The 25,870-nt window shown below is 61.3% G+C and carries 25 protein-coding genes; 5 read left to right on the top strand and 20 right to left on the bottom strand.

Annotation, left to right across the window (positions count from 1 at the left end):
* Positions 1 to 4: 4 nt before the first annotated feature.
* The 5 genes from DEJ54_RS09770 to DEJ54_RS09750 all read right to left on the bottom strand — a co-directional run bounded on the left by DEJ54_RS09770 (position 5) and on the right by DEJ54_RS09750 (position 4,680).
* The gene (locus tag DEJ54_RS09770; protein WP_113154393.1) at positions 5 to 1,216 is read right to left on the bottom strand and encodes a glycosyltransferase; all 1,212 of its coding nucleotides are present in this window, start codon (positions 1,214 to 1,216) and stop codon (positions 5 to 7) included.
* A 287-nt stretch (positions 1,217 to 1,503) separates the two neighbouring features.
* Positions 1,504 to 1,848, bottom strand: a complete 345-nt coding sequence (locus DEJ54_RS09765; RefSeq protein WP_113154392.1) for a DUF6634 family protein — start codon at positions 1,846 to 1,848, stop codon at positions 1,504 to 1,506.
* A 169-nt stretch (positions 1,849 to 2,017) separates the two neighbouring features.
* Complete coding sequence (locus DEJ54_RS09760; RefSeq protein ID WP_162742249.1) at positions 2,018 to 3,052, bottom strand: hypothetical protein; 1,035 nt, start codon at positions 3,050 to 3,052, stop codon at positions 2,018 to 2,020.
* Positions 3,053 to 3,227: 175 nt separating this feature from the next.
* The gene (locus tag DEJ54_RS09755; RefSeq protein WP_113154390.1) at positions 3,228 to 3,569 is read right to left on the bottom strand and encodes a hypothetical protein; all 342 of its coding nucleotides are present in this window, start codon (positions 3,567 to 3,569) and stop codon (positions 3,228 to 3,230) included.
* 766 nt (positions 3,570 to 4,335) lie between these two features.
* Positions 4,336 to 4,680: a hypothetical protein gene (locus tag DEJ54_RS09750; protein WP_113154389.1), complete on the bottom strand. Its 345-nt coding sequence runs from the start codon at positions 4,678 to 4,680 to the stop codon at positions 4,336 to 4,338.
* A 749-nt stretch (positions 4,681 to 5,429) separates the two neighbouring features.
* Between DEJ54_RS09750 and DEJ54_RS09745 the strand changes: the two genes are divergently transcribed.
* Positions 5,430 to 6,254, top strand: coding sequence for an ion channel (locus DEJ54_RS09745; protein WP_245447472.1), 825 nt, complete (start codon positions 5,430 to 5,432; stop codon positions 6,252 to 6,254).
* 25 nt (positions 6,255 to 6,279) lie between these two features.
* On the opposite strand, the gene DEJ54_RS09740 is transcribed toward DEJ54_RS09745, so the two are convergent.
* The 8 genes from DEJ54_RS09740 to dctP all read right to left on the bottom strand — a co-directional run bounded on the left by DEJ54_RS09740 (position 6,280) and on the right by dctP (position 13,035).
* Positions 6,280 to 7,083, bottom strand: coding sequence for an SDR family NAD(P)-dependent oxidoreductase (locus DEJ54_RS09740; protein WP_245447471.1), 804 nt, complete (start codon positions 7,081 to 7,083; stop codon positions 6,280 to 6,282).
* Positions 7,080 to 7,922, bottom strand: a complete 843-nt coding sequence (locus DEJ54_RS09735; RefSeq protein WP_113154388.1) for a fumarylacetoacetate hydrolase family protein — start codon at positions 7,920 to 7,922, stop codon at positions 7,080 to 7,082. The genes DEJ54_RS09740 and DEJ54_RS09735 overlap by 4 nt, the downstream gene beginning before the upstream one ends.
* Positions 7,923 to 7,998: 76 nt before the next feature.
* A complete protein-coding gene (locus DEJ54_RS09730) occupies positions 7,999 to 8,841 on the bottom strand; it encodes an IclR family transcriptional regulator (protein WP_113154387.1) in 843 nt (280 codons plus the stop codon).
* A 9-nt stretch (positions 8,842 to 8,850) separates the two neighbouring features.
* Positions 8,851 to 10,134 carry a TRAP transporter large permease gene (locus DEJ54_RS09725; protein ID WP_113154386.1) on the bottom strand — a complete coding sequence of 428 codons (1,284 nt, stop codon included), beginning with the start codon at positions 10,132 to 10,134 and terminating at the stop codon, positions 8,851 to 8,853.
* 1 nt (position 10,135) lies between these two features.
* Positions 10,136 to 10,660, bottom strand: a complete 525-nt coding sequence (locus tag DEJ54_RS09720) for a TRAP transporter small permease (RefSeq protein WP_113154385.1) — start codon at positions 10,658 to 10,660, stop codon at positions 10,136 to 10,138.
* A 69-nt stretch (positions 10,661 to 10,729) separates the two neighbouring features.
* Positions 10,730 to 11,158: a cupin domain-containing protein gene (locus tag DEJ54_RS09715; protein WP_113154384.1), complete on the bottom strand. Its 429-nt coding sequence runs from the start codon at positions 11,156 to 11,158 to the stop codon at positions 10,730 to 10,732.
* A 52-nt stretch (positions 11,159 to 11,210) separates the two neighbouring features.
* Entirely contained in the window at positions 11,211 to 11,948 is a 738-nt protein-coding gene (locus DEJ54_RS09710; RefSeq protein WP_204360787.1) for an SDR family NAD(P)-dependent oxidoreductase, read from the bottom strand.
* Between the two features lie 88 nt (positions 11,949 to 12,036).
* Positions 12,037 to 13,035: a TRAP transporter substrate-binding protein DctP gene (dctP, locus tag DEJ54_RS09705; RefSeq protein WP_113154382.1), complete on the bottom strand. Its 999-nt coding sequence runs from the start codon at positions 13,033 to 13,035 to the stop codon at positions 12,037 to 12,039.
* A 286-nt stretch (positions 13,036 to 13,321) separates the two neighbouring features.
* Between dctP and DEJ54_RS09700 the strand changes: the two genes are divergently transcribed.
* A complete protein-coding gene (locus DEJ54_RS09700; RefSeq protein WP_113154381.1) occupies positions 13,322 to 14,557 on the top strand; it encodes a DNA repair exonuclease in 1,236 nt (411 codons plus the stop codon).
* On the top strand, positions 14,557 to 17,991 hold the full coding sequence (locus DEJ54_RS09695; RefSeq protein WP_113154380.1) for a YhaN family protein: 3,435 nt from the start codon (positions 14,557 to 14,559) through the stop codon (positions 17,989 to 17,991). The genes DEJ54_RS09700 and DEJ54_RS09695 overlap by 1 nt, the downstream gene beginning before the upstream one ends.
* A gap of 282 nt (positions 17,992 to 18,273) precedes the next feature.
* Here the strand turns inward: DEJ54_RS09695 and DEJ54_RS09690 are convergent, their stop codons facing one another.
* From DEJ54_RS09690 to DEJ54_RS09675, 4 genes are all read right to left on the bottom strand, one after another.
* Positions 18,274 to 18,942 (bottom strand): helix-turn-helix domain-containing protein, encoded by a 669-nt coding sequence (locus DEJ54_RS09690; protein ID WP_113154379.1) that lies wholly within the window; start codon positions 18,940 to 18,942, stop codon positions 18,274 to 18,276.
* 79 nt (positions 18,943 to 19,021) lie between these two features.
* A complete protein-coding gene (locus tag DEJ54_RS09685; RefSeq protein WP_113154378.1) occupies positions 19,022 to 19,375 on the bottom strand; it encodes a DNA-binding response regulator in 354 nt (117 codons plus the stop codon).
* 127 nt (positions 19,376 to 19,502) lie between these two features.
* Positions 19,503 to 20,120 carry a response regulator FixJ gene (fixJ, locus tag DEJ54_RS09680; RefSeq protein ID WP_113154377.1) on the bottom strand — a complete coding sequence of 206 codons (618 nt, stop codon included), beginning with the start codon at positions 20,118 to 20,120 and terminating at the stop codon, positions 19,503 to 19,505.
* A complete protein-coding gene (locus tag DEJ54_RS09675; protein WP_204360786.1) occupies positions 20,113 to 21,642 on the bottom strand; it encodes a PAS domain S-box protein in 1,530 nt (509 codons plus the stop codon). Before DEJ54_RS09675 ends, fixJ begins: the two co-directional genes overlap by 8 nt.
* A gap of 110 nt (positions 21,643 to 21,752) precedes the next feature.
* On the opposite strand from DEJ54_RS09675, the gene DEJ54_RS09670 reads away from it, so the two are divergent.
* On the top strand, positions 21,753 to 22,070 hold the full coding sequence (locus DEJ54_RS09670) for a DUF6455 family protein (RefSeq protein ID WP_204360785.1): 318 nt from the start codon (positions 21,753 to 21,755) through the stop codon (positions 22,068 to 22,070).
* On the opposite strand, the gene DEJ54_RS09665 is transcribed toward DEJ54_RS09670, so the two are convergent.
* The gene (locus DEJ54_RS09665) at positions 22,031 to 23,209 is read right to left on the bottom strand and encodes an NnrS family protein (RefSeq protein ID WP_113154376.1); all 1,179 of its coding nucleotides are present in this window, start codon (positions 23,207 to 23,209) and stop codon (positions 22,031 to 22,033) included. The two genes, DEJ54_RS09670 and DEJ54_RS09665, sit on opposite strands and share 40 nt — an antisense overlap.
* A 249-nt stretch (positions 23,210 to 23,458) precedes the next feature.
* Here DEJ54_RS09665 and DEJ54_RS09660 point away from each other — a divergent pair, with 249 nt between their 5' ends.
* Positions 23,459 to 24,160: a Crp/Fnr family transcriptional regulator gene (locus tag DEJ54_RS09660; protein WP_113154375.1), complete on the top strand. Its 702-nt coding sequence runs from the start codon at positions 23,459 to 23,461 to the stop codon at positions 24,158 to 24,160.
* Positions 24,161 to 24,172: 12 nt separating this feature from the next.
* On the opposite strand, the gene DEJ54_RS09655 is transcribed toward DEJ54_RS09660, so the two are convergent.
* The gene (locus DEJ54_RS09655) at positions 24,173 to 24,382 is read right to left on the bottom strand and encodes a DUF1858 domain-containing protein (RefSeq protein ID WP_113154374.1); all 210 of its coding nucleotides are present in this window, start codon (positions 24,380 to 24,382) and stop codon (positions 24,173 to 24,175) included.
* Between the two features lie 120 nt (positions 24,383 to 24,502).
* Positions 24,503 to 25,867, bottom strand: a complete 1,365-nt coding sequence (gene hemN / locus DEJ54_RS09650) for an oxygen-independent coproporphyrinogen III oxidase (protein WP_113156198.1) — start codon at positions 25,865 to 25,867, stop codon at positions 24,503 to 24,505.
* Positions 25,868 to 25,870: the final 3 nt, after the last annotated feature.

The raw sequence follows: 25,870 nt of genomic DNA, 5'->3' as shown, positions 1-25,870 counted from the left end.
GCTATCATGTCCTGAAAACGCCCTCATAGAGGGAAATGAGTTTACTCTCCTGCTCTTCCCAATTCACGGTTTTGGCGGCCTGAACCGCGTTGGCGGCGCAGCTGGCGCGCAGGTCCGGATTATCGACAAGCGTGCGGATTGCCTGGACCAGTGCTTCCGTATCCCCCGGAGCAACAGTAATGCCGAATTCGTACCTGTTTACGATAGCGCGTATTTCCGGCATGCCGGAAGCGACTACGGCGAGACCCGCCATCATGTATTCGAACAGCTTGTTCGAATCCGTCGTCAAGTGATTGAGGCAGGTGTTTTCGATGGGCTGAACACCGATATCCGCAGAAGCTGTGTAACTAGGCAGATCGTCCAAGCTGACCGTCTGTATGAAACGGACGCGGTCGCTGAGCCCCGCATCTATGGCCTTTTGTTCAAGCGACTGGGCGAGCCTGCCGCCACCTATGAAGACAAAATAGGCTTGCTCGATCATGCCGGCTACGTCGACGAGGCGAGCAAGGCCGCGGCCTTGCTGCAAGCCACCCTGATAGAGGACGATAGGCCAGGGCATCTGCAGTTCGAGCTCACGCCGCAGCCTGTCGCCGCGCTTTTCGATGAGGAGCCGCGGCCGGTTCTGCAGCACCACGGGCCGCGGAATGCGATAGGCCCTCGCAAAAAACTTCGCGCGCGCATCGGTGGTTGTGATGGTGGCGGCAGCGCGCGGCATCAGTTTCTTCTCGACCCAGCCGACCAGCGAGCGGAGCCTTGCGTAGCCCTCCCTGTCCGTACTGATTTCATGGGCATCGTAGACGAGGGGAGTGCGAGTGAATACCGAGGCGAGCCATGCAGTGGGCAAGGTGTTGACGTCGTGGCTGTGTATCGCGCCTGGGCGCGAGGCGATCATGCGGAAGAGAAGCACGCAATGGGTCAGGGAGCGGGTGACGATGCGCAGGGCCTGGCCCACGGGTCCCTTATTTGCCTGCTTGGGAGAAACGAATCCGGTTTGTTTTTGTGGATTCGCGGGGCTACGGAAAAGCCACAACGGGCTTCTGAGGACCCGCGTCACCTTGATGCCCGATGCCAGGGTTTCGCTGGCCTTGGTCACTCCGGGCGTGTGGAGTGCGAAAACGGTGACCTCATGGCCAGCGGCCTGCAATGTCTGGGCTTCTTTTAGAACGCGCGCATCGTTCCTGAAGTCGTTCCAGACAATCATGGAAATGCGGGCCATTCAGGTCTCCGGTTCTGGACTTCGCAAAGGGCCCCAAAGCAGCAAGGCACATGCTCGTAAAAGACCGCATCCGACGGTCGTGACAATGAATGGGTGCGGTAATTCCAAGCTCAAGTATTCGTGCGCTGACGTTGATTTGCACTGAATAATCCAAGAGACGAGGTGGGCTTTCAAGGCGAGAACGCAATTTAGAATCTGAGCCCCTATCCCACGGGAGGCAAACCGTTGTCAATTTCCGCCTCTGATGCTTGAAGTGCCTCGTTTTTTCTGACTGCTTGGCGGCCGGCCTAGCTGTGTAGCCTCAAGAGGTTATCCTCGTTCAAGCCGAGGCGATACCATCTCGTCGTCGTGCGTGCCCAAGTCTGGTCGGCCGAAACGAGTTGCAGATCGGACGTGATGATCGATCGGTCTTTGCCCACCAGTCGGGGATGGCCTGTCGACAGGCCAGTCAGGCACAGCGTTGGCCGGCAGGTAAGTGCCCACTGTTCCAGGATAGGCGCTACTTCTGGAAGCGCCTTTTGCATTTTTTGCTGCTGTACCGCCTCCATGTCAGCGACGAGCGCTTTGAGTCGCTGGAGTTGAAGTTCGAAACACTCATCTTTGTTCGGCTTATTCCAGTCAATAACCAACATCGGTACTCCATTCTTTCCTGTCTTGTTTGTCCACTCGGCAGGGTGCGGCAGCTCTCGAGGGACCAGCCTGACCCGCAACGCTGCCGAAGGTTGCATGCACGCAACGCTTCCATGCGACATCGTCTGCTCCGAGATCGCCTAGGCTCGCAGAGAGTGCTCCCAGTCCCCGTCAGCGGGTTCTTCGAGAAGCTACACCAACAGCAAAAGCGGGCGAATGAGTCGATGTGGTTTCATGAGCACCCGCAGACTCATCAGAGTTTCCGCCTATGTCGTCGAATATCCCCTCCTGATCTCCGACCTGACCGACCGCCTGCGGGTTAAGTTTTTCATCCTGCTCCTCGTTCCCAGGCGTCGACTTCGTTTCTTCCTCAAATCCGCTTTGCGGTTTTTCGCCCGTCCACCCTTTACGTTGCGGCTCCACGATCGTTTCACAATGCTCCCGAAGAATGGCGCGTATCTTCGCGCCATACAGCTCACGAAGGTGCGTGATTGCACGACCCGCACCATCGATACGCAGGAACCAGTCAAGATCGTTGAGGCCAAGTATGCCTTCAGCCTCACTACGGGTGTCCCCCGCCGCATCGATGATGGCAATGCTTGCGCGTGACACGGATGGAACATCGTATTTGCGCTCCAGCACTTCACGGACGACCAGTGCGCTTGCCATCATCCTGCTGCGCAGGGTGACGATAGCGCTTGGGCTATAGGAAGAGACGGTTCGCTTGATATCGAGAAGCAGCGCGTGCTGCTGCGCACGGTCGACCACCAGCAGATCAGGACGGTAATATTCACGTGTGGTGACCTCCGCATCGCGCCTGATCATCGATGCCCTCGCCCAGTCATCGCGAAGGAACAGAACCTTCGCGGCTTGATGTACTGGCAAAGGCCGCTCAAGATTGATGAGGCTGAGCTCGGGGTTCTTGCCAACAACAAGAGCTATGGCCCTTTTGACAAGGGCCGCTTCAAGGCTTGTTGCCGAGCGGACTGCGGCAAGCAGTTCCTGATAGCCCTCGAAAGTCGGGTCGTGCTTTGCCGGACATGCCTCGACCTGCGCAATCGTATCCGCGACGATGCGCTCGAAGTCGGAAATCAGCTCTTCCAGAAGGCTCGTTGCGGCCGATGGGGTCTCCACTTCGTCCATCATCGGTGCGTCGGAATCTGGTCGAGAAAGCGTTTTCCCCGATTGGCGTCTGGTTGTAATCATGAAGCTTCCTTGAAAAACGGCAGCACAGCAGTGGCCGCCGAGACCGCTACGACGGTCTCAATGCTGGCTGCGCTGGGATTTTTGGGTGCGCAGAGCAGCGGTGAACGCCCCCCCCCCCAGTTCAGGGAGGAGGTCCGTTCAGCGACAGCTCAAAGCCAATGAAAGAGCGGTTCTGCTATGCCGCGAGGCAGTAGGCGCTGATCCGTTCCGCTTCGTTGGCATCATCGACATCATCAAGTGTGATCGCTTCGCGGAGCACCGTCTCACGGCAGAAAGCAAGCTTCTCTTCTGCATGGCGCAGGCGACTTTCAGCAGCTTCAAGCTCAGCCGCGAGGGCGGCAATCAGGGCCGCTGCACTAGGCGCATAAGATGCACGACCGAAAAGCTCGATGGCATCTTCGCTGCCCATCGGTTGATCCCCTTCCGCCCAGAGCACCATCATGCTGTCAGCATGAAGTTGGGGGTTCCGATACACCGTGGCTTCATTCGTCAGTTCAAAGGAAATAGTATCTGTCATAGCCCAAGGCCTCCTATCAGGTTGCGGGTCAGGCCTCCGCAGGTGTTGGAGCACCTTCGGAGGTCGCTTTCGAGGTTGTGTTCCCCGAAAGCAAGAGCATCCTGGCACATAAGAGATTGCCGCGGAGCCCCTAAAATGATCGTCGATCGTTTTTCTTGCGATCGGATGGTTAACCGCGGTTCTTCTGAAGAAAGACTACGACTTCATCTTGAAACGCATTCTGTCGCGTAGCCCAGAGTTTCACTGGGCCATCAGGAAGCATCGGCCTGGGGTGCCCCGCCTCAGACCATCAAACGCCGTTTGGGCGTGTAACGCTTTTCGTGCATTCAGAATCGCTTGCACGCACATTTGAATCGGATATGCAGAACCTGGAATCGGAATACCGCAAATTATTCCAAATCAGTTCGAGTTAGATCAACGTCTCGGCACGTTGTTTTGATTTGGCGCGGCGTTGGAAACCCGGGTACAGACGCCAAAGGGAGATGCCGGAGATTTGCCACGGGGTTCAGTCGCAGCAGGGTGCCTGCACATGTGGGCATGATCGTGACTACGCTTTCCGCTACCCGCTTTGGTAATCTCTCACCAGAACATGCCGAGAGTTTCAGGCCAGGTAAGCAGAAACGGGCTGCAGATAAGCGATTCATCGGTAAACGCCGTTTCAGGGAGTAACGGGGGGAGAACCGAACATTTGGGATTGGGGATCTCTTGAGGATGCCATCAATCCGGCATCGAAACCGAGCGCCTGCGCGGAAGGCCGACTGCCCGATCAGCTATCGGCATCAGCTTCATCAGCATCGAGATCATCACCCTTTGAAAGGTGGCGTTTCTGTTGGAAGGCCCACCCCGACCGGTATTTGTCGACCAGAGCATCCCATACGATCTCCGCCTCCCTCTCATCGAATCCCTGGACAATCAGAGCTGCAACAATGTGATGCTGAAGCTCTTCAAGCCTCTCCCTCCGCTCCATGCTCAGGTTCTTCGTGATGGCAAAATGGAGCAGGGTCCTGGCTATGTCGTCTCGAGACGGTTTCCGTCGGCTCTTGCTGGCAGCCCGCAGGGCCCGTTGCCGATCACGCTGTCGCGCCAGCCGCAATTTTCTGGACTGAGCCATCTCCCCCTCCTCTACCTGCCTTCCTCACCTCTCTAGCAAACGGCGTTTGAAAAGGTAACGCCTTTCCGCAAATCAGAATCGTTGGTGTCGAGTTTTGAATCGCCTTACAGGAAATTTGAATCGGACGACCACAAATCATCACGATTTAAGTCAGATTGATCTGAGGTGCCGGAGATGCATTTCGATTTTTAGGGGCGCACTCACGCTCCAATTATGTGGCTTCATTAATGCCCCTTGACTGCATCACGAAAGTGCTCCACAAAACTGGCGCACAGAGAGCTGATCGGCGCTGCTAACCCCTTGGATTTCCAAGAGGGCCCTTGATGCTTGTGCAAGCTGGCTTAGAATCCAGGTTCCCCAGCCAATCTCTCTCTTACGTTTACAAACATTCGATAAGCGCTCTGATTTGCGCGGCGTTTTGGCGACTCGAGAGATCGAAACGATTTCCCCCACCCAAACCGCGGAATGCAGCGTGCATTGCCTCACGAGACAGGCGCAGTAAAGCCAGATTGATCTCTTCCAGCCGGAGACCGGCAAAGTCCGGGGCCGCTGCGTCTCTCACCAATCATCCTGAAAATCCGGCAGCACAGACCTGACCGCCAAAGACGCTTTCGGATCCCACCGCAGCTGAGCACGAGCCGGGAAACGGCAATGCGCGCCCTCTTTTCGTTCACTTGCCGGCTCCCTCTCGTTCCTGAAAACCGGGCATTCATCGGAGCACAAAACCGGGATGCCATATGCAAGGCAGCATGGCGGCACCGCGTGTGGTTTCAGGTGCAGACCTGTGGCATGTAGCAGACATGGAAAAACTGCACCGATCAATCAGGCTGCTCTATGCCGGTAGAAGCCAGCGCGCGCAGCGATTTCGCTATGGGCTGATCGTTTTCGATCTGCTGACAATCATCTATTTCATCGTCGCAGAATCTCTGCCAGCAACGCCGGCTCTCGCCGCACTGAACGTCACTCTTGGCGTACTGATCCTTCTTGACCTCGCCGCCCGGCTATGGATTTCGGAAAACCGGCGCAAGGAGATAATGCGCGTCTACACGCTGGCGGATCTGGTCGTGGTGTCATCCCTGCTGCTGGCGCCGCTTCTTGCCGCCAACCTCGCCTTCCTGCGCGTCCTGCGGGGCCTGCGATTGATTCACGCCTACCACCTCTTGCGTGATCTTCGGCGCGAGAGCCTGTTCTTTCGGCGCCACGAGGACGCAATCCTCGCTGCGGTGAACCTGTTCGTCTTCATTTTCGTGACAACATCGCTCGTCTTCGTGCTGGCCTTCGATGATCAGGCCGGCATTACGGGCTATGTCGATGCGCTCTATTTCACGGTTGCGACATTGACCACGACCGGCTTTGGCGACATCACCATGACGACCACAGGCGGAAAGCTGTTGTCCGTCTTCATCATGGTCGTGGGCGTGGCGCTCTTTGTGCAATTGGCACGCGCAATCTTCCAGCCATCAAGGATCAAGTACACCTGTCCGGAATGCGGCCTCAACCGTCACGAACCGGATGCGATCCACTGCAAGCATTGCGGGGAGCTGTTGAAGATCGAGACAGATGGCGCTGTCTGATCACGAACACGGCCGCTCCCGCGCCCTACCCCCGCAGTATCCCCGTATCAACGCCGACCCGCCGATAGGCCGCGCCGGCGACGAAGCCGCCATCAATCAGGAAATCCTCGCCTGTCACGAACCGCGAGGCGTCCGAAGCGAGATAGAGCACGAGCTGCGCAACCTCCTCCGCCTCACCGGAGCGCCCCGCAGGGGTCAGGTCGATCATCGGGCGCAGATGCGGTGACTCGCGGTTCAGTCCCGTCACGATCAGGCCGGGGCAGACCGCATTCACGCGAATGCCATCTGCGGAAAACTCGTTCGCCGCCGACCGTGTCAGGCCGCGAAGCCCCCATTTGCTGGCCGTGTAGGCCGGATCCGCATGGCCGGAGAATGCGGAATTGGAGGAGATGTTGATGATGCTGCCGCCGCCGCCCTCTACCATCAGGGGAGCTGCGGCGCGGATGCCGAGAAAGGCGCCCGTCAGGTTCACATCAAGAAGCCTGCGCCAGGCTTCGGGCTCCGTCGACGCGATCAGCGTGCGATTTATGATCCCCGCATTGTTGACGAGGATATCGAGCCTGCCAGCCCAGTCGCGCATTGCCGCGACTGTATTTCCCCAGGCTTCCGCATCGGTCACGTCCAGCTGACGAAAGCACGCGCGCTCGCCGAGCTCCGCCGCCAGCGCCGTTCCTTCATCCACAAGCACATCGCAGATCATGACCTGCGCGCCGCACTCGGCCAGAAGGCGCGCTTCCGCCTCCCCCTGACCGCGCGCGCCCCCGGTGACGATTGCCGCTTTGCCGGAGAGATCCGTCATCTGCGCCCGCCATTCGGCAGCCGTGCTCACGCCTGCACCATCGTCTGACGCTGCTCACCGAGACCGGAAATGCCAAGCCGCACGACCTGCCCTTCCCTCAGGAAGGTTGGCGGCTTCATGCCAAGGCCGACGCCGGGCGGCGTGCCCGACGATATAACATCGCCCGGCTCCAGGGTCATGAACTGGGAGAGATAGCTGACGAGTTCCGCCACACCGAAAATCATCGTGCTGGTGTTGCCGGTCTGCCGCCGCTCGCCATCGAGATCCAGCCACATGTCGAGATCCTGCACATCGGCAATCTCGTCCCGCGTCACAAGCCAGGGGCCAATCGGGCCAAACGTGTCGTGGCTCTTGCCCTTCGTCCACTGCCCGCCTCGCTCCGACTGGAAACGGCGCTCGGACAGGTCATTGATGAGACAGAAACCGGCGACATGATCCATCGCCTCGGCTTCGGAGATGTATTTCGCCCGCGAGCCGATCACCACACCCATCTCGACTTCCCAGTCGGTGCGGTCCGAGCCACGCGGAATTTCGACATCGTCATTGGGTCCGCAGATCGCGGAGACGGCCTTGGCGAAGACGACGGGTTCGCTCGGAGGCTCCTTGCCCGTCTCGCGCGCGTGGTCGGCGAAGTTCAGTCCGATGCAGAGAAACTTGCCGACCCGACCGACGCAGGGGCCAATCCGTGGCGAGCCTTCGACAGGCGGAAGGGAAGCGATATCCAGTGCAGCGATCGCCGCAAGACCTGCGGGAGAAAGAACATCGCCGGCAATGTCGGGAACATGGTGCGACAGGTCACGGATCTGACCCTCCGCATCGACCAGACCGGGCTTTTCCTGCCCTTTCGGCCCATAGCGCAGCAGCTTCATCTGTGTTTCTCCTCCTTGAATGGGTCGGGCTTGGATGGATCGGGCATTTCGTCGGCGATCACGCTGATCGACGAACTCAGCCCCGATAAACGGGAACGCGGCGCGGACGCGCTGCCGCGGTTGGTGCGGTTGCGGCAAACTTGCTGGCGCGCAGAATGCCGTGCTCGATTTCAGACGCGATGTGCCGAATTTCCTGTGCCAGCGCATCACGCTCGAGACTGTTGAAATGTTCGATCGACAGGACGAAGACGACGCTTCCCAGAACGCGTTCTTCACCGTCGCGGATCGGCGCGGCTATTCCGACGAGACCGTCGACCACCTCGCCCTGGGTGATCGTCACGCCTGCACTGCGGATTTCCGCCATGCGCGCGAGGAACGCTTCCAGCGTTTCGCCAAGGCCGCTTTCGCGAATGCGCTCGGCGTTCCACGAATGGATGCTCTTCAGCTGCGAAGGCGAGAGATTGGCCAGAATGACCTTCGCCATCGCACCCTTGAAAATCGGCATGGAACGGCCGGGCTTATAGATCTCCGGGATGCTGTGGTCGGGCCATGCATTGTCCGCGCAGAGCACCTTGTCGCCATAATAGCTGCACAACATGATGTTCATGCCCATGCAATCGGCATAGTAGCGGATGAGATAGCGCGCCGCGCGCAGGAGCGGATCGTTCTCCCGCTTCAGCATTTCCAGCTCGATCACGCGCGAACCGATCACGTAGCTGCCGCCGCTCGCGGGCGTCAGCAGGCCCGACCGCGTCAGCGCCTGCAGATACCGATAGGCGCTTGCACGGGACGAACCCGACAATTCCGCCGCCTGGGCGACATCGATCATCAGATTGTCTTCGTTGAACCCGTTCAGAACGGACAGCATCTTGTCGAGACTGTTCATCTTGCCTTCGGTTTCGTCTTCCAACGGAGCCATGACGTGTCCCTAATTTCCAGAAATGAAGTTCGCCGGTACCATAACGATATCGGGGAACAGGATAAGGAGAACAAGCACGGCAATCTGCGCCAGGATAAACGGTCCCACGCCCTGAATGACCCGTGCGAGCGGTATCCGGGCCACGCCGGCCACGACGTTGAGGACGCTGCCGACCGGCGGGGTCAAAAGACCGACGGCCGCCGCGATCATGAAGATCACTGCGAAATAGACCGGATCGATCCCTGCCGCTTTGATGGTTGGCATCAGGACCGGGACGAGGATCAGGATGATCGGCACCATGTCCATTGCACAGCCAATCACCACGACCAGCCCCACCACTGCCGCCATCAGAAGAATGGGATTGTCGGCAAAGGGCGCAACCAGCGCCGAAATCTGCGCGGTCAGGCCGGCAATCGTGATCATCCAGCTGGAAACCAGAGCGGCAGCCACGAGGAACATGACCATGGAAGTGGTCTTGGCCGCGCCAAGAAACACGTCGAAGAGTTGGGCGACGCTCAGTTCCCGATAGATCACCATCGAGACAAACAGCGCGTAGACGGCGGCGATCACACCGGCTTCGGTCGGCGTGAAGACGCCAAAGCGCAGACCGACAAGAATGATCACGGGCAGCATCAGCGCCCAGATGCCCGACCACGCTTCTTTCATGACAACCGAGAATGGCACGCGTTCACGCGTCACCGTCTCTTCACGCCGCGACACCAGGAACCAGGTGGCCGTCAGCGCGAGCGCCATGACGAGGCCGGGCACAATGCCGGCGATGAAGATGCGCGTGATCGAGATATTGCCCACCACGCCAATCAGGATAAAGCCAATGGACGGCGGAATGACGAGGGCGGAAATGCCCGCCGATGCGATAAGCCCCGCCGAGCGCCCCTGATCGTGCCCCGCCTTCACCATCATCGGCACGAGGATGGCAGCAAGCGCTGCGGCGTCGGCTGCCGCCGAACCCGAAAGACTTGCAAGGATCAGGGCCGCGAGGATGGCCACATAGCCAAGCCCGCCGCGCACATGGCCCACGGCTGCAACCGAGAGATTGACGATCCGGCGCGACAGGCCGCCCGCATTCATCACCTCGCCGGCGAGCATGAAGAAGGGAACCGCCATGAGCGGAAAGCTGTCCGCGCCGTTCAAAAGGTTCTGCGCGATCACCTGGGCGTCGAAGAAACCCAGATACCACATCAGCGCGATACCGGTCATGATCAGCGCATAGGCGATGGGCATGCCGATCGCCATGCTGCCGAGCAGGCTGACGAGAAAGACACCAAGCGTCATCTCACTTCACCCCGCTCTGCTGGAGAGCCTGCAGCTCTTCATCGAAGGTCTCGACGCGGTCGAGCCTGCCGACAACGATCAGATAGAGACGCCAGACCAGAATGGCGCCGGTCGACACGCCAAAGATCAGCCCGACGCCCACGAGGAACGAGATCGGCAATCCGGTCGCCGGCGCATAGGTGTGCATGTTGAGAAGAAACTGCGTGTAGCTGCCGGAGATGATCAGCCATGTGGCAAAGATCATCAGCACATGGGCAAGGCCGAGGCAGATCCTGCGGAGCGGGCGCGGCAGGCTGTTGACCACGAATTCCAGCCCCAGATGGCCATTTTCCCGGAGAACGACAATCGCCCCCAGAAACACCATCCAGACGAAGAGCCAGCGCGAGAACTCCTCGGACTCCGTAATGCCCGAGTTGAAGGCGTAACGCAGCACCACATTGCCGAAAACCAGCAGAACCATGCCCGCAAGGCAAACCACAATCAGTATTTTCAGCAGTCTGAAATAGGCTTCGATCACCTTGGACATTGGTCCTCCCCCTCCAGGATCATGAATGTCACGCGCGCCCCTCTTTCCGGGGGCGCTGCGCTTGGTCGCTTATGCGGGACGACGATAGCCTTCCAGATCGCTGTCGGGAACGTCTGGCAGGTTGACCACGATATTGTCCGGCGTCCGGCAGGTCAGCCAGACCAGCTCCTCGGTCGTGCTCATGTTCACTTCCACATGTGGCATGTGCGGCGGCACGAACACGAAGTCGCCGGGCATCATGTCCACATAGTCGCGGTAGCCTTCACCGAAATAGATGCGGCCGTGGCCGGAGAGAACGTAGCCGCCCGTCTCTGCTTCGCCATGATGATGCGGCGGCGAGCGAAAGCCCGGTTCGTTGGAAACCTGACCAAACCAGATCTTGGTCGCCGGCGTGTGCTGCGGGCTGACCCCCGAGCGGCGGACGCAATCGCCGGACTGGCCGGTCTTGTCGCTCAGCTCATTGGCGCGGGTAACGACGGGGACGACGGGTCCACTCATCACAATCTCCTGTTGGATTGATGTTGAATTCGGTGAGACGGCAATCGCCGCCTCAGTTCATGTGCATGCCGCCATTCACATCGACGGCGGAGCCGGTCATGTAGGACGACAGGTCGGATGCGAGGAAAAGGCAGGTGTTCGCCACATCCTGCGGCGCTCCAAAGCGACCGATCGGGATCTGCGGCAGAACCCGCGCCGTCTGCACATCATCATAGAAATCACGCGTCATGCTCGACATGATGACGCCGGGGTTCACCGCATTGATGCGAATGCCGTCCGGTGAGATTTCGCGCGCGACCGACTTCACAAGCGACAGCACGGCTCCCTTGGAGGCAGCATAGTGAGCGCCGCCCATCAGGCCGCCGCCACGCTGGCCGGCAATGGATGCGATGCAGATGATCGATGCGCCGCTTTCCATCATTCCCAGCGCGCCCTGGGTCATCATCACCGTGCCGCGCAGATTGATGTCCATGATGGCGTCGTAATCGGCAGCGGTGATTTCGGTGAATTTGCGCGGCTGGGTGATCCCGGCATTGTTCACCAGAACATCGAGGCGGCCGAAACGCTCGCGCGTCACATCAAAAACTCTCCGGCAGGCGGCCTCGTCACGCAGGTCTGCCGCAACACCGACAGCCCGTTCGCCGAGCGCCTTTACGGACTGGTCGACGGCTCGCTCGTCACGGTCCACGACCACGACGGATGCACCCTCGGCCACAAAGGTCTGCGCAACGGAAAACCCGATGCCTTCAGGGTTGCCAGCGCCCGTGACCAGCGCAATCTTGTCTTTCAAAAGCAATGACTTCTCCCACGCACGAGAAACGCAGCACAAGGCTGCCCATCCTGCCGCGCGGCCGAACCACGCGGCAGGACAGCCAAACTCAGTTGGCGCTCTTCGAAGCTTCGATCTCGGCCATGAACTCCGCCACGATCTCCTGATCGAGCTGCGCGCTCACTTCCTCGACCACCGGCTTGACGGCATCGCGGAAGGCCTGAAGGTTTTCGGCCGAGATCGTGTCGATCTGCATGCCCTTTTCCTTCAGGAATTCGAGCGTTTCGCCGCTCGAGGCGTTGATGATCTCACGATTGTAGTCGGAGCTCTCGGCACAGGCGGCGCGGACCGCATCCTGCTGGGACGCATCCAGACCATCCCAGAACTTCTTGCTGGCATAGACAACCGAGATGGTGGTGAAGTGCTGGGTCTCGGTCAGGTAGTCCTGAACCTCATAGAAAGATGTCGAGCGGGTGACATCGTTGGCGATCTCATTGCCGTCGATCGCGCCGGTCTCCAGAGCCGTAAACGTCTCCGGGAAAGGCAGCGGCGTCGGGTTCATGCCCATGGCTGAAAGCGCGTCGATATAGACCTTGTTCTGGATCGTGCGGATGCGCAGCCCCTGCACATCGTCGAGGCTGGTCACGGGACGCTTGTTGTTGGTGATGTTGCGGAAGCCGTAATCCCAGAAGCACAGACCGACGAGGTTGTTCGGCTCCATCTTGTCCAGAATTTTCTGCGACACCGGGCTGCGGGAAACCTTGTCCAGCTGCTCGTAGCTGCCGAACATGAAGGGAAGCTGGAAGACGTTGAATTCCGGCACCATGGCGGCCAGGCCTGCAGTCGTGGTCACCGCCATTTCGACGATGCCGCCCTGCGCCGAGGAGATCGACTGGATCTCGTTACCGATCTGCGCCTGCGGGAACTGGCGCACCGTGACGGCCCCGCCGGTCTTCTCCTCCACAAGCTCTGCAAACTTCGTGACGGTCTGCCCCATCGTGCTGTCCTGGGCGACGGGGTAGCTGAACTTGATCTCTGCGGCGGACACGGCGCCCGCGCTGAGTGCGGCAACCGAAACGGAAAGAGCGGCGGCTTTAAGCAGTTTCATGAATTCCTCCCAAAAAACACATCTTGGCGATGGCGCAATTTTCGTAACATCACCATGCGATACCTGTCAAAGTCTTTTGACCTTTTTTGAATTATAATTCTCACAATATGATTTTTATATGAGATTTCACCTATACGAGGGACGCTGCTTCAGCCCCGCATCTCCCTTCGCAACCAAAGGGTTGAGCCACTCAACGTCGTTTTCCCCGAAAACCTGAACGACCGACGCCGGGACATGCTTGAGATTGGCGATTGCCGATGACATGTTCGTGTCCAGAGGAAACGCATTGATCAAAATTCTGCACACCGCCGACATTCACCTCGACTCCCCGCTCAAATCGCTCGCCCTGCGCGATGTGACGCTGCGTGAAAAGGTGGAAACTGCCAGCCGCACCGCCTTTTCGCGGATCATCGACACCGCGCTCTCGGAAGAGGTTTCGGCGCTGCTGATCTCGGGCGATCTCTTCGATGGCAAGGAGCGCAGTGCGCGCACCGCCGCCTTCCTCACCGGACAGCTCGACCGCCTGCGCGCGGCGGGCACCCGGGTCTTCTACATCAAGGGCAACCACGATGCCGAAAACCCCATAACCGGTACGCTCGACCTGCCCGATCATGTGCATGTCTTCGACGCACGGGGCGGAAAGGTGCAGCTTGCGGAAAATGTCTGGGTGCACGGCGTCAGCTTTGCAGATCGACACGCGCCCGACAGCCTCCTGCCACGCTTTTCGGCCCCCGTGGCCGGTGCGATGAACATCGCCATGCTGCACACATCGCTTGCCGGGGCGGCGGGGCATGACACCTACGCCCCCTGCACTGTCGATGAATTGTCAGGGATGGGCTTCGATTACTGGGCGCTCGGCCATGTCCACAAGAGACAGGTCCATTCGCAGGCGCCATGGGTGGTCATGCCCGGTATCCCGCAGGGACGTGACATCGGAGAGGCAGGCCCGAAATCGGCGACGCTTCTGAGCATCGACGACGCCGGCATTCGCGTCGACGAAATCCCCACATCGGCGCTGGAGTTCACCAATTCCGCGCTCGACATCACGGCGGCGCAGAGCGACGAGGCGTTGCGCACGCTCCTGCGCGATCACCTGCGCACGACCGCCGGTGATCTGACGGCAGATGCCGGCGTTCTGCGCCTCACCCTGCAGGGCGCGCCGGAACGTCACTGGCATTTCCTGCGCGACCGCGATTACTGGGGCGAGCAGATCAGCGAACTGGCGCGGGAGACCGACCGCCTCTGGATCGAGAAGCTGGACTTCAGCCTCGACGCGCCGGCGCAGCACGACGGCGCGCTTAGCGCCACCGACGAGCTGGCCGCAACGATCACCGCAATCCAGGCGGAACCCGGCTTTGCGAGCGCGGCCCAGACCGAAATCGATGAGGTTCTGATGGATCTGCCGCCGGCCATTCGCGCGCGGCTCGTGCCCGATGAGGCCGCAGCGGAAAGGCTCACCCAAAGCCTTGCCGAAGCCGGAAGCGAGCGTGTTCTGGCGCGCCTGAAAGGTGCGGAAAACTGATGCGTCTGCGCAAACTCTCCATGGACCGTTTCGGCCATTTCACGGGCCGTCAGTTCGACTTCGGCGAAGCCGGAGAGAAACCCGATTTCCACATCATCTACGGGCCCAACGAGGCGGGCAAGACGACCACGATGGAGGCGGCGCTGCGCCTCCTCTATGGCTTCCCGAACCGCGAGGGTTACGCCTTCAAACACCAGCGCAGCAATCTGCAGGTGTCCGGGCAACTGGAAATCGACGGCGACCTGCGCTGGTTCACCCGCCTTCCCACACGCAGCGGCGCGCTGGTGGATGAGGCAGGCGCGCCCCTGCCCGAGACCGCCATATCGGCCCTTCTGGCTGGCCTTTCCGAAGAGGATTACCGCCACCTTCTGTGCCTTGACGACGAAACCATCGAGCGCGGCGGCGAAGAAATCGCGCAGGCGCGCGGCGATATCGGGCGGCTTCTCTTCTCCGCAGCCGCCGGCGTGGCGGATCTGAGCACCGTTCTGGACAAGGTGCGCGAAGAAGCGGACGAGATCTGGCGCAAAAGGGCCAGCAAGACGCGCATCGCCATTCTCAAGCGTGAGCTGGCGCAGCTTGAAAAGGACATTCGCGAGCGCGACGTTTCAGCAAGCGCATGGCGCAGCCTCAAGAAAGAGCTGACCGATGCGCGCAAGGCGGAAGGCGAAGCCAGAACCGCGCGCGATGGGCTGCTTGAGAATGCAGCGCGGATTGCCGCCAGACGCCACGCCCTGCCCATGCTGGCCGAAATCGAGGCGCTTGCAGACCGCATCGCACCTTTCGCATCCTTTCCCGAAAGGCTGGATTTCGAACCGGAAAGTCTGGTCACACTGCTTACCGAGGAAAGCCGGACACGGGCGGACATCGAGCGCCTGACCACGGAGATCGAAGAGGCGAGCGCGGCGCGCGATGGTCTGAGCCGCGCACCGGAACTGGCGGCCCTCACCGAGACGCTGGACGCACTGGACGATCTGCGCGCGCGTGACGTGACCGCGGGGCTTGATCTTGAACGCCGGCGCGCAAATGTCTTTGAAGCCGAGAGCGCCATGCTGCGCGCAGCCAGAGACGTTGGCGCTGACGAGACCACCGATCCGCGAAGCCTTGTGCTGACGCCCGCCCAGATTGCCAGCCTTGAACGCGCGCGCGATGAATTGCGCAGCGCCGAGCAGACGCTTTTGGCCGAAACCCGGGAGATCGAGGATCTGGCGGCGCGTTTCGAGCATGCGGAAGCCGCACATGAAGCGGCGGCAGCGAAGATCCCGGCCGCGTGCGGGATCGGCGAGATACTCGCCCGCCATGATGTGGAGCGCCTTGTTCCCCTTATCGCACGGGCCGAGCAGGCGATTGATGCGGCGGCCGCTGACGAGCGCCTTGCACGCGAAGGCCTCACGGTCGGCGCTGTCCGTTTCGAGACGCTGCCGGACTGCCCGACAAGCCTCCTGAAGGCGCAGGACTGGGCCGAGGCCCACGCGGAACTTACGCGGCAGATCGCCCAGGCCGAAGAAGCGCTTTCGCAGCATCGTGAGGATTTGGCCGCCCGCCGCGCGCAGGCCGCCCAGCTCGCCTCCGACACAAGCCTTGTCTCAGATGGCGAGGCAGACACCCTCAAGACCGAGCGGGACCGGCTTTGGCAAAAACACCGCGCGGAATTGAACGGCGGGACCGCACAGACCTTCGAACATGCGCTTCACGCGCTTGATGCGGCGATGCAGTCGCGCGTCCTGCAGGCGCGCGATCTCGGGCAGCTGCGTCAGATCGAACAGGCCGGTGCTGAGTTGCAGGCGCGCGCCGATCAGGCAGAGGCGCGACTGACAGCGCTTCGCGAAAAACAGGCTGCTCTTGAAAGCACCGTGAACGATGCCGCCGAATCCGCCGGCCTGCCGCGCCCGCTGTCGCCGGCGGAGTGGCTTGACTGGGTGAAACGCCACGAGGCGGCGGCAGAGGCTTCGGCCAGAACCGCGCGTCTGCGCGAAACGCATCGCCCGACGCTGGCGCGGGCGGAGCATCTGCTTGATGCGCTCCTCCCCCATCTGAACCTCGAGAACCCGGATCTGGACAGCGCTCTTGCCGCAGCCCGCACTCTGGCCGAGGCGGAAAGCGAGGCGATTGCCGCCGCAGCACAGGCTCATGAGGCGCGCCGCACGATTGACGAAGAGCTGCGCCGCAGAACGAAAAGGCAGGAAGCTGCAAAGGAAAAGGCCACACAGGCCAAAGCTAACTGGCGTGATCTGGTCCGCGATCTCCTGGGTTCAGCAGTAAATGAGGAGAGCCTTCTGGCGACACTCGATCCGCTGCGGGCTCTGCGCGACGGCGAAGAAAAACGCGCCGACGCCGCGCAGCGCGTCGCGACCATGGAGGCCGATCAGGCGCTTTTCGAAAGCAGGGTCACGGCGCTCGCCGCCACCCACGATCTTCCCGTGGCCGAGACCGCAGCTGCAACATTCTCGCTGCTGCGTGAACGCTCCGAAGCGGCACGCGCTGCGGAAACACGCGCGGCGGAGCTGAGCGCAAATCTCGACCGGGCCAGCGCCCGGCTGACGGAGAAAGAGAAGCGGCTGAAAGACATCGACCGCGAGGTCGAAGTGATGGGGCGGATTTTCCCCGAAGACGCGCCAGTCGACACGCTCGACGCCCTGCGCCGCACCGCGACACAGGCCCAACAGGTCATCGCCGAGCGACAGGAAAAGGCCAGGCTTGAACGCACGGTTCTCTCCGAACTTGGTTTGGAAAGCATGGAGTGCGCCCGCGATATGCTGCAAGGCGTCACGGCTGCCGCCCTTGAAGCCGAGGCGGAAAGCCTGAAAGCTGACGCGACGGAGGCCGAGCGCCAGTTGACCGCAACGACCGAGAAGCGCGTGACGGCAGAGCAGGCGCTGCTTCGCGTGACCGGCGACGCCGACATTGCCGCCATGACGGAGCGCAAGGCCACACTTGAGCTGGAGTTGGAAGAGGCTGCCCGCGATCATCTGGAGCTTTCGCTGGGCTACCGGCTGGCCGACGAGGCGATCCGCCGCTACCGGGACACCCATCGCAGCGGCATGATGGCCGCCACCGAAAGCTGCTTCTCAACGCTGACGCAGGGCGCTTATGAACGCCTGACGACACAGCCAGACGGCAATGACGAAACGCTTCTTGCAGTCGCTCGCGACGGAACGGCCAAGCGGGTGGCGGAACTCTCCAAGGGAACGCGCTTCCAGCTTTATCTTGCGCTGCGCGCCGCCGCCCACGAGCAGCTCATCGCGCAGGGCACCCGCCTGCCCTTCTTCTGCGACGACATTTTCGAGACATTCGACGAAAACCGCACCAGCGCCGCGTGCCGGGTGATGGAACAGATCGGCCGCCGCGGCCAGGCCATCTACCTCACCCACCACCGCCACGTGATCGACCTGGCACAAAAAGTCTGCGACACCCCACCCCGCGTTCATGAGATTTGAGGAAGGAAGAACCCTCTGGGTGCTCGCCCAGGCGAAAGATATTTAGGAACGACGAGCGGGTATTTTCCGAAAGCACCACGCAGGCAGACCAAAGGGGCAGACCAAAGGCGAGCATCCTTATGCGCCTTCCGGACGAGCCATTACCGCACGCAAAGTTGCATCCGCGACGCATCGTCATCGCCTGCCCACCGGCTAAAAGCCAAGGCGACCGTATTAATGCATCAGTTGGATAATATTACTCAAAGAACTCTTTGCGCGCTTCATCCAGCCCCCCCTGCCCCCTCAGGCGCACATGGCCCTGAGGGCGGCTTCGTCGACCACTTCCACCGTGCGGGTATTGGCCAGGCGGACGAGGCCCTTGCTCTTGAACTTCGAGAAAGTGCGCGAAACCGTTTCGATGGTCAGGCCCAGATAATCGCCAATATCGGTGCGCGACATGGGAAGCTGCACCTCGCGGGCATTGTCCTGGCGCTCCATCATGTCGAGAAGGAAGGCAGCGACGCGTTCGGCGGCGTTCTGCCGGCCGATCACCAGAAGATGCTCCTGCGCACGAACGAGCGCCCCCAGAGCGGCGTCCAGCGTCTGACGCCAGTTGCCTTCATTGGCAGGCTGACGGAACACGCGAATGCCGGCCGGGCCAACGGCTTCAGCAAAGAAATGATGATGGCCGTCGGCTTCGAAACCGAACACTTCGCCCGCCACATGGAAGGCGCTGATCTGACGGCGACCGTCCGACAGGAGGCGATAGAGGCGAACCGCACCGAACTCGACCTGATAGAGCGCATTGGCGCGCTCGCCCTGCGCATAGACCTCTTCATTGGCTTCGAAGAAGGCAATCTGGTGCGGCTGGTCGGGAGAAAACGACGCAGGCGCCGGACGCGCCTCGGCAAGACGCTGATGCCCCCGGAAAGGAGCTGTCGGTGCGTGTGCGGTTGCGGCCTGTGCAAACATGGGTGCCTCCGTCGTTTGGATGCTCCATTACTGCCGCAATGCCCGCACGCGCGAAATTCGGTTTTGTCCCTACGGGATTCTACGTAGCGCCTCTCAGATCGCGATGCCGGGCCTGCTCCAGAAGGTCGTGAACCGCGTTGACGACGGCGCTCCCAAGGAGCGGTTTTTCTATGGTTCTTATGTGCCCGGCCTGCGGCATCTCATCCAGCGTATCGGCCAGAAGAACGAGTGGCCCGGCCCCGCCAAGCAGCCGTTCAAGCGGCACCTTCATGTCGGCAAGGACTTCATGATCCACAATCGTGCAGGCAGCCGTGCGGCGCAGCCGTTCAACCTCTTCCAGATTGCGCGGCACGACAACGTCGTACCCCTCCGATTCAAGCATGAATCGCAGTGACAATCGAAAGGCTGAATCGGGCGCCACCACGAGAATCATTGCATGCACATCCCGGCATCTCCTCACTGCCGGGCAACGCAAATCAGTCACCGCGGCAGCGTACAATCTCTGCCGTCGGTCGCCATCGTGCTTTGCGTTGGATCAAAACGCCCCCTGAAAGGCGAAATCAGCCGACCGGATCACCGGCCTGCAGAACCATGCGAACCAGTTCCGGCAGGTTTCTGGCCTGCATCTTGGACATCACATTGGCCCGGTGAACCTCGACCGTGCGCGGGGAAATATCGAGTTCAAAGGCGATCGTCTTGTTGGGCATGCCCGCCACGATCCGGCGCATCACCTGCTGTTCGCGCTCCGAAAGCTGCTCCACCCGGCCCCGCACCAGCGCCGCATCGGCGGCGGCAGGCGGCCGCTTGTCGAGTTCGCAGATCGCGCGGGAAAGCGCCTCCATGAGCGTGTCGTCGGAGAACGGCTTTTCGATGAAGTCCAGCGCGCCCGCCTTCATCGCCTCGACCGCCATCGGCACGTCGCCATGGCCGGTGATGACGATGGCCGGCAGCATGGCGCCGTGCTCGTTCAGCCGCTGCAGAAGCTCGACGCCGCTCATGTCCGGCATTCTCAGATCGGTGATCAGGCAGGCATTCTGCAGCCCGGGCGCAACCTTGAGAAAGGCCGTTGCCGATTCATGCACCCGCGCCACATGCCCGGACATGGTGAGCAGAAAAGCCAGCGATTTGCGCACCGGCTCTTCATCATCAACGATATGGATCACCACATCATCAGGCATTCTGCAATTCCTGCTCTTCCATTGCGGGCAGCGTGAAACGGAATGTCGTCCCCTCGCCCGAACTCACGATCAGTTTCAACATGCCGCCATGGGCCTCGGCAATCCGCTTTGAGATCGCAAGCCCCACGCCCATGCCGCCCCTCTTGGATGAAACGAACGGCTTGAAAAGGTTCTCGGCGATCTCCTCGGGCACTCCCGTTCCCGTATCGGACACGTCAATGTCTATGGCGTCGCCTTCCTCGTTGAAAGCCACGGTCACCTTGAGCTCGCGACCGTCACTCTCGCGCATCGCCTCCATGGCATTGCGCATGAGATTGATCAAGATCTGCTGGATCTGCACCCGGTCCACGAAAACCCTGCCAAGCCCGGCTTCGAACTCGAAGACGGTGTGCACGCCGAGCTCGCGTGAGCCCATCAGGGCGAGTGCGGCGGCCTCCTCGACCAGTTTTTGCAGGTCTTCCGGGTGCTTCTCGCTCTCACCACGCGAGACGAATTCACGCAGATGACGGATGATCTGTCCGGCATGAAGCGACTGCCGCGCCGTCTCTTCCAGCGCATCGCGCATGCGCTCGGCCACGGGGTCATCCAGATCGTTCAGGAGCCGCTTGCAGCCCTGCACATAGTTGGAGACGGCCGAAAGCGGCTGATTGAGTTCATGCGCCAGGGTCGAGGCCATTTCCCCCAGCTCGTTGAGGCGGGCAAGACGCGCCAGTTCCGCCTGCACCTCTTCCATCTGCGCTTCGGTTTCCGCACGCTCGGTCAGGTCACGGATGAAACCGGTGAAGAAGGTGCGCCCGCCACTCTTCATCTCGCCAACAGCGAGCTTCATGGGAAAGGTGGAGCCATCCTTGCGCTGACCGACCACCACGCGGTCGATGCCGATGATGCGGCGTTCACCCGTGGTCTTGTAGCGCTCGATATAGCCGTCATGCTGCCCGCGATAGGGCTCGGGCATCAGCATTTTCACATTGTTGCCGCGCGCCTCGTCTTCCGTATAGCCGAACTGGCGCACTGCTGCGCGGTTGAACGACACCATCGTTCCCTTGTGGTCGATGACGACGGTGGCGTCCGGAACCGTGTCGAGAATGGAGTTCAGATGCGCGTCGCGCGCCGCAAGCTGCTGGCGCACCAGCTTTCCCGCATCCTCGGCGTTGAAATAGGCAGCGCCCACATGGGCGATAAGGATGAGAAAGGCGATGAGCGCGGCAAACACGGGAAGCGAGAGCGGCAGCGTGTCCACGACGCCGACCAGCGCCACGGCTCCGGCAACCAGCGCCACCGCGACAATTCCGGCAACACGCCCGCCAAGGATCGCGGCGTAAAGGGCCGTGAGCGATGCAAGGAAGATGATCCAGATGCCGCTGAACGCCGGCCCCATCCACAGGCGGGCGGCCAGAAGGATCAGACTGCCGCCAAGGGCAACGACAAAGCCCGGCACCCCGGTGCGGCGCGCCGGTTCAGCAATATCGAAATCGTGACCCAAGATTGCCCCTTCCGCAACGGGTTCGTTTGTGGCGCGCATTATTTCCGCACGTGCGTGTCACTGCAAGCCTCGGCCATGGACAATTGCCAACTGTTTGATCCAGCGCAAAGCGCACTGTATCGTAACGGGTGATAGTCTCCGATTAATGTTTGGAGTCGGAAATGAAACGCTTGTCCCAGAAAATTGAAACGCATGCCAAATTGATGGGCAAGATGATGGACCGCTGCGATGTGGATTTGCAGCGCCTCGCTGCCGATCGCCTTGGCCTGACGCTCGCCTCGGCCGTTCGCACCTGCGCGCGCTGCCGCAATGCCGATTCCTGTCAGGGCTGGCTGGCGGCAACTGCCGGCGAAACAAAACGCCAGCCGCCGTCCTTCTGCCCGAACGCAGTTCTCTTCGATAAAATGACACGGCTTGAGGAAGAGCCTCAGGACGAACGCCTCGCCCTGAGCAACGCCGGGCTGTAGAGCAGCGCAAACCCGAGAAACGCGATCATCCAGGCCGTTCCGGAAATGTGAACCCAGGCCAGTCCCGGCTCGAAAGCAGCCCAGACGCGCACGATTGCGGCCACGCAGACAGCACCGAAGATCACGCCTCCCGCCAGTCCGGCCTTCAGCATGCGCCCGGTGTGCCCCAGCGTCGCGCGCATCATGACCGCCAGCGTCATCGCACCAATGGCGCCGCCGCCGAGCGCATGAAACCCGGCGGCCTGCGGCACGCTCCCGGGCAACAGCGCCGAGAGCGCCAGCAGCCCGAGACCGAAGGGCACGAAGGCATAGGCGATGTGCAGCATGAGCACCAGCGCGTCCCGCACGGTGCGCTCACCGGCCCAGCGCGTCAGGCGCACGGCCTGCGAGACTGCGGCGATTGCGAGCAGGACGCCCGTCAGCAGCGCCTCGGGCAGGAACACCCACAGGGTAAGCGCCGCAGTTGAGACAACAAGCGAAGCGACGTCATATTGCCCGAACGGCACGGGCAGACGCCCGGGATTTTCGCGCACCAGCCAGTTGCGGGTGAAGCTCGGAATGATGCGCCCGCCGATGATCATGATCAGGACAATGGCCGCGCCAAGGCCAAGCCGGCGGCTCACATCGGAGATCCCCGCCGTCTGCACCTCGACATGAAACAGGATGTTGGCGAGCAGAAGAACCGCGAGCGGCATCAGCACCTTGAGATTGCGCCAGTTGCGGCCGGCAACGATTTCGCGCACAGCCGCCAGCGTCAGCGCCACGAGAAACGCATTGTCGATGATGGCGGCCTGCCACCATCCAAGCGATGCGGAATAGTAGATGGCCACCCGCCCCGCGATCCACAGCGCGACCAGAACCGCGAGCGGCGTTCCCTGCACGGGCAGCCGCCCGGTCCAGTTGGGAATGGCGGTGAGCAGAAAGCCGGCGACGACAGCCGCCAGAAAGCCGAACAGCATCTCGTGCACATGCCAGTCGACCGGCAGGAAAAGGCTGCGCGTTTCAAGAAGCCCCATATAGATGGGCAACCAGGCGAGAATGGAGAGGCCCGAATAGGCTGCGCCCAGAAGGAAGAAGGGTCGGAACCCATAGGACAACACCGCCGGCCCCTCATAGGCCCGCAATCTCGGTACAGCCATCGCCAACTCCTGAAAAGGTAGGGCCGGACGGATGCTTCCCCCATTCCGTCCGGCCGGCTGCTGCGTCGACGCTACCGGACTGGCCGGTGCGCACCGCCGCTGGTTGTCGCAGCAGCATCTCATGAAGAGCCGTTGGATATCCTTTTGGGTGGCTCTCTGAGTGTTTTTCTAGCGGCTTTCGCGCCGCGAGAATTTGCGCTAGCGCAAAGACGGTCTAAAAAAAGCGCGATTTTGAACGCGGAGTTGCAAATGCCGGGCCTCGACCCTTCGCTGATTGCCGATCTGCCCAGCTTTTCGGGGCTGGAGCGCCGGGAGCTGGAGACGCTTCTGGGCTATGCCCAGCCCCTGCGCTTTTCCGAAGGCGCGACCGTCTTCGCCCAGGGCGATGAAGCGGAATCGTTTTACGTCCTGCTCGATGGCCACATTCGCGTGGTTCGCTCAACGCCCGAGGGGCAACAGGTGATCGTGCGCTATATCAGCGTCGGCGAACTGTTCGGCATCGCAGCCGCCCTTGGCCGCAGCACCTATCCGGCGTCCGCTGTCGCCGCAGCAGAATGCGTGGCGCTCGCCTGGCCCAACGCGAAATGGGACGAACTGACCGCACGCTTCCCCTCACTTGGCGCGAACACCTACAAGACCGTCGGCGGCCGTCTGCAGGACGCGCATACGCGCGTTGTCGAAATGTCGACCGAGCAGGTCGAGCAGCGGGTGGCCCATGCTCTCCTGCGCCTCGTCAAGCAGACCGGACGCAAGACCGCCGAAGGGGTGGAGATCGACTTTCCGATCACCCGGCAGGACATCGCGGAGATGACCGGCGCGACGCTGCACACGGTCAGCCGCGTCCTTCAGGCATGGGAGAAGGACGGCATCGTTCGCGGTGGCCGCAAGCGTGTCGTGGTGATCAGCCCGCACCGCCTGCTCCTGAAAGCCGAGGCCCGCAAGGAGAGCTAGGGTCAGGACCCGTCAGCCCTCCGTGATTGCCAGTTCCAGCTCACGCCTGAACGCCTTTTCATCGATGCCATGTTCCTGGCAGGCGTCGCTCACCGAATGAAACGCGGTAATCGGGCACCCCACGCACAGCATGTGATGGCGCAGCATCACCGCGACCGTGTCCGGCCAGTGCTCCATGATCTCCTCAAGCGTCATCCCGGCACGCAAATGCGTCTGTCGCATCGTCGCCTCCTCCAGACCGAAACATCCTCCACTCAGGCATTCAGCTCGATGGCTTCGACACGCAGGGTAGCGGCCTTCGGGCCACGGTTCATTGCGCTGACGCAACAAGCCGCGCGTCGGTCACACGGCAGCAGAGTGGCGCGCGCCGCCACGCTTCAGATACTGGTCGAACAGCGCAGCCGTCGAACGCACCAGCGGCCGCGCCTCGTCGCGCAGGCTGAAGGTGCCGCCATCTTCCACCAGTCCGGCCTCTTCGTCCGCCTGACGCGCCTCGCTCACGATCCGCCGCCCGCATTCGCCGAACAGCCGGATCGCCTCTTCGCCCGAAAAGGCGAAGTCGCACATGAGCCGCTCGATCACCCAGGCCCGCGCCTGATCCTCTTCGCTGAGCGCGATGCCCCGCGCCGTGGCGAGCCCGCCTTCGCTGACAATGCGCTCGTAATTCGCAGTCGCCGGCGTGTTCTGCGCATAGCCCTGCGGCAGGCGCGACACCGATGAAGGCCCGAGCCCGATCAGCGTCCGGCAGGCATCTTCCGTATAGCCCTGAAAATTGCGGAACAGCCGCCCTTCCCGCGCAGCCACCGCCAGCGGATCATCCGGCTTTGCGAAATGATCGAGCCCGATGGTCTGATATCCCGCCTCGCGGATGATGCACGCCGTTTCCTGCTGCTGCGCAAAGCGCTCTTCCGGCCCCGGAAGAAATGCCTCGTCGATCATCGTCTGGTGCTTCTTGAACCAGGGCACATGCGCATAGCCGAAAAGCGCGATGCGATCCGGCGAAAGCGTCAGCGCCTGCCTGATCGTATCGGCCACGCTTTCAAGCGTCTGGTGCGGCAGGCCATAGAGCAGGTCCAGATTGACCGAGTGCACGCCGCGCGCGCGAACGCCATCCACAACGCCCCTGGTCTGTTCAAAGGTCTGCTCGCGATTGATGGCCGTCTGCACCTTCGGGTCGAAATCCTGCACGCCAAGGCTGGCGCGCGTCATGCCGATGGCCGCAAACGCGTCGAAGCGCGCATCGTCCATATCGTTGGGATCGAGTTCGACACTGATCTCCGCATCATCGGCGAAGTTGAAGGCATCTTTCAGCGCCGCGCCCAGCCGCAGCACGTCTTCGGGCCGGAGCATGGTGGGCGAGCCGCCGCCGAAATGGAGCGCGCGGATGCGCCCATTGCCATCCAGCACGTTTCCCACAGTCTTTATTTCACTAAGGAGCGCGTCCAGAAACGCCGCGACCGGCTCGTAACGGCGGGTCATTTTCGTGTGGCAGGCGCAGAACCAGCACAGCCGATCACAAAAAGGGATGTGTACATAGAGCGACACGTCGTCGCTGCTGCCCGTCTGTTGCAGCCATCCACGGAAGGTTTCTGCGCCGATTCCTGCATGAAAATGCGGGGCCGTCGGATAGCTCGTATAGCGCGGAACCGCTTCTGAATAACGGGTTGCCGGCACTGTCCCGGTGATCTGTTCGCCTGCGCGCTGCATGTT

Origin of the sequence: Nitratireductor sp. OM-1, from assembly GCF_003296175.1 — a bacterium.
In the GTDB taxonomy this organism is placed as follows: Bacteria; Pseudomonadota; Alphaproteobacteria; order Rhizobiales; family Rhizobiaceae; genus Nitratireductor; species Nitratireductor aquimarinus.
This window is presented reverse-complemented; position numbering and strand designations above follow the sequence as displayed.

Excerpts from the sequence above, each read along its gene's own strand:
- DEJ54_RS09770 (WP_113154393.1), bottom strand. The coding sequence starts at position 1,216 with ATGGCCCGCATTTCCATGATTGTCTGGAACGACTTCAGGAACGATGCG.
- DEJ54_RS09765 (WP_113154392.1), bottom strand. The coding sequence starts at position 1,848 with ATGTTGGTTATTGACTGGAATAAGCCGAACAAAGATGAGTGTTTCGAA.
- DEJ54_RS09760 (WP_162742249.1), bottom strand. The coding sequence starts at position 3,052 with ATGATTACAACCAGACGCCAATCGGGGAAAACGCTTTCTCGACCAGAT.
- DEJ54_RS09755 (WP_113154390.1), bottom strand. The coding sequence starts at position 3,569 with ATGACAGATACTATTTCCTTTGAACTGACGAATGAAGCCACGGTGTAT.
- DEJ54_RS09750 (WP_113154389.1), bottom strand. The coding sequence starts at position 4,680 with ATGGCTCAGTCCAGAAAATTGCGGCTGGCGCGACAGCGTGATCGGCAA.
- DEJ54_RS09745 (WP_245447472.1), top strand. The coding sequence starts at position 5,430 with ATGGCGGCACCGCGTGTGGTTTCAGGTGCAGACCTGTGGCATGTAGCA.
- DEJ54_RS09735 (WP_113154388.1), bottom strand. The coding sequence starts at position 7,922 with ATGAAGCTGCTGCGCTATGGGCCGAAAGGGCAGGAAAAGCCCGGTCTG.
- DEJ54_RS09730 (WP_113154387.1), bottom strand. The coding sequence starts at position 8,841 with ATGGCTCCGTTGGAAGACGAAACCGAAGGCAAGATGAACAGTCTCGAC.
- DEJ54_RS09725 (WP_113154386.1), bottom strand. The coding sequence starts at position 10,134 with ATGACGCTTGGTGTCTTTCTCGTCAGCCTGCTCGGCAGCATGGCGATC.
- DEJ54_RS09720 (WP_113154385.1), bottom strand. The coding sequence starts at position 10,660 with ATGTCCAAGGTGATCGAAGCCTATTTCAGACTGCTGAAAATACTGATT.
- DEJ54_RS09715 (WP_113154384.1), bottom strand. The coding sequence starts at position 11,158 with ATGAGTGGACCCGTCGTCCCCGTCGTTACCCGCGCCAATGAGCTGAGC.
- dctP (WP_113154382.1), bottom strand. The coding sequence starts at position 13,035 with ATGAAACTGCTTAAAGCCGCCGCTCTTTCCGTTTCGGTTGCCGCACTC.
- DEJ54_RS09695 (WP_113154380.1), top strand. The coding sequence starts at position 14,557 with ATGCGTCTGCGCAAACTCTCCATGGACCGTTTCGGCCATTTCACGGGC.
- DEJ54_RS09690 (WP_113154379.1), bottom strand. The coding sequence starts at position 18,942 with ATGTTTGCACAGGCCGCAACCGCACACGCACCGACAGCTCCTTTCCGG.
- DEJ54_RS09685 (WP_113154378.1), bottom strand. The coding sequence starts at position 19,375 with ATGATTCTCGTGGTGGCGCCCGATTCAGCCTTTCGATTGTCACTGCGA.
- fixJ (WP_113154377.1), bottom strand. The coding sequence starts at position 20,120 with ATGCCTGATGATGTGGTGATCCATATCGTTGATGATGAAGAGCCGGTG.
- DEJ54_RS09675 (WP_204360786.1), bottom strand. The coding sequence starts at position 21,642 with ATGCGCGCCACAAACGAACCCGTTGCGGAAGGGGCAATCTTGGGTCAC.
- DEJ54_RS09665 (WP_113154376.1), bottom strand. The coding sequence starts at position 23,209 with ATGGCTGTACCGAGATTGCGGGCCTATGAGGGGCCGGCGGTGTTGTCC.
- DEJ54_RS09660 (WP_113154375.1), top strand. The coding sequence starts at position 23,459 with ATGCCGGGCCTCGACCCTTCGCTGATTGCCGATCTGCCCAGCTTTTCG.
- DEJ54_RS09655 (WP_113154374.1), bottom strand. The coding sequence starts at position 24,382 with ATGCGACAGACGCATTTGCGTGCCGGGATGACGCTTGAGGAGATCATG.
- hemN (WP_113156198.1), bottom strand. The coding sequence starts at position 25,867 with ATGCAGCGCGCAGGCGAACAGATCACCGGGACAGTGCCGGCAACCCGT.